The following is a 506-nucleotide window of genomic DNA, read 5'->3' on the forward strand; positions in this document are numbered from 1 at the left end:
CCAGCTTCCAGCTTCCAGCTTCCAGCTTCCAGCTTCCAGCTTCCAGCTTCCAGCTTCCAGCTCTCTGGGCTATCTTGACGGCGGCGCTGTCGTTCCCGTCGATGCTGCGCCGCCCGTCGAACAGCCATCCAGGGAGAGCCCGATGACCGTGATGACCGCCGCCGAAATCGAGGACTTCCTCGATGATGTCTTCCCCCAGCGTCAGGGTACCATCGAAGCCGTCGATCACATGCGGGCGACCATGAGCCTGGCGATCGAGGACGAGCACCTGCGCCCAGGCGCATGTGTCTCCGGCCCGTCGATGGTGAACCTGGCCGACGTGTGCCTCTACGTGGCGGTCCTGGCCCAGATCGGGCCGGAAGCGATGGCGGTAACCAGCAGCCTCAACTGCCACTTCCTGCGCCGTGCCCGCGGCGACCGTGACCTGATCGCCAACGCGCGCATTCTCAAGCTCGGCCAGCGGCTGGCGGTGGGTGAAGTGCAGCTCTTCTCCACCGGCGACAACG

1 protein-coding gene is annotated in these 506 nt (G+C 65.4%); it reads left to right on the plus strand.

The features are described 5' to 3' along the window. Positions 1-142: 142 nt before the first annotated feature. A partial coding sequence (locus AC3AYF_RS06105; RefSeq protein WP_487779516.1) for a PaaI family thioesterase occupies positions 143-506 on the plus strand: 364 nt, incomplete at its 3' end.

The organism is Salinicola sp. (genome assembly GCF_982684285.1).